This window comes from Pseudomonas sp. EGD-AK9, assembly GCF_000465935.2.
GTDB lineage: Bacteria > Pseudomonadota > Gammaproteobacteria > Pseudomonadales > Pseudomonadaceae > Aquipseudomonas.
The window spans coordinates 1-1557 of record NZ_AVOF01000527.1; the positions used below are offsets into that span (position 1 = coordinate 1).

1 protein-coding gene is annotated in these 1557 nt (G+C 68.3%); it reads right to left on the bottom strand.

Going from position 1 to position 1557, the window contains the following annotated elements; translation table 11 throughout:
• Positions 1 to 126 precede the first annotated feature (126 nt).
• Positions 127 to 1473, bottom strand: a complete 1347-nt coding sequence (locus N878_RS19990; RefSeq protein WP_021445323.1) for a class II 3-deoxy-7-phosphoheptulonate synthase — start codon at positions 1471 to 1473, stop codon at positions 127 to 129.
• Positions 1474 to 1557: the final 84 nt, after the last annotated feature.

Sequence of the window (1557 nt, forward strand, 5' to 3'; positions counted from 1 at the left end):
GCTGGCGCAGTGGCTGGGGCTGGACGGGGTGGCGCTGCACTGCCGCTCGCAGCCGGCGCAGCGCTTGCGCGGGGCCTTGCTCGAAACCTAGCCCGGATTGCCGCCGGGCTAGGGCGCTGGCGTCTGCTAGCGGCGCACCTGCTTCAGCGTCTCGGCGATCATAAAGGCCAGTTCCAGCGACTGGTCGGCGTTCATCCGCGGGTCGCAGTGGGTGTGGTAACGGTCCGACAGGCTGTCCTCGGTGACCGGGCGGGCGCCGCCGATGCATTCGGTGACGTTCTGCCCGGTCATCTCGATATGGATGCCGCCGGCGTGGCTGCCTTCGGCCTGGTGCACGGCGAAGAACTGTTTGACCTCGGCGAGGATCTGCGCGAAGTCGCGGGTCTTGTAGCCGCTCGAGGCCTTGATGGTGTTGCCGTGCATCGGGTCGGAGCTCCACAGCACCTGGCGCCCTTCGCCCTGCACCTTGCGCAGCAGGCGCGGGAAGTGCTGCTCGACCTTGTCGGCGCCCATGCGCACGATCAGGTTGAGGCGGCCCGCGTCGTTGTCCGGGTTGAGCACGTCGATCAGACGGATCAACTCGTCCGGATCCATGCTCGGGCCGACCTTGACCCCGATGGGGTTTTCGATGCCGCGCATGAACTCGACGTGGGCGCCGTCCAGCTGGCGGGTGCGGTCGCCGATCCACAGCATGTGCGCCGAACAGTCGTACCAGCGCCCGGTGAGGCTGTCCTGGCGCACGAAGGCCTGCTCGTAGTTCAGCAGCAGCGCCTCGTGGGCGGTGAAGAAGCTGGCTTCGCGCAGCTGCGGCGCGCTGTCCATGCCGACCGCGCGCATGAAGGCCAGGGTCTCGTCGATGCGGTTGGCCAGCTGGTGGTACTTCTCGGAGAGGGCCGAGTTGGCGATGAAGTCCAGGTTCCACTGGTGCACCTGGTGCAGGTCGGCGAAGCCGCCCTGGGCGAAGGCGCGCAGCAGGTTGAGGCTGGCGGTGGCCTGGTGGTAGGCCTGCAGCAGGCGCTCCGGATCCGGCACGCGGCTGACGGCGTCGAACTCGATGGCGTTGACGATATCGCCGCGGTAGGCCGGCAGGGTGACGCCATCGATGGTCTCGCTGCCGGAGGAGCGCGGCTTGGCGAACTGGCCGGCCATGCGCCCGACTTTCACCACCGGGCAGCCGGCGGCGAAGGTCATGACGATGGCCATCTGCAGCAGCACCTTGAAGGTGTCGCGAATCTTCGCCGCGGAAAACTCGGCGAAGCTTTCGGCGCAGTCGCCGCCCTGCAGGAGGAAGGCGCGGCCCTGGGTGACCTCGGCGAACTGCCGGCGCAGCTCGCGCGCCTCGCCGGCGAACACCAGCGGCGGGTAGCCGGCCAGGGTCTGCTCGACCCGGGCGAGGTGGGCGGCATCGGGGTATTCGGGTTGCTGCTGGATGGGTTTGGCCCTCCAGCTTGCGGGGTTCCAGGCGTGCGACATGCGGCGTCTCTATCGGCTAATCGGACAGACCTGCATGTTAACCGATAAGCCTGCTGGCCGTAGGGTGTGTGGGCCCGCCAGGCC

What these genes read in the sequence shown, in the direction of transcription:
- N878_RS19990 (WP_021445323.1), bottom strand. Translation starts at nt 1,473, where the DNA reads ATGTCGCACGCCTGGAACCCCGCAAGCTGGAGGGCCAAACCCATCCAG.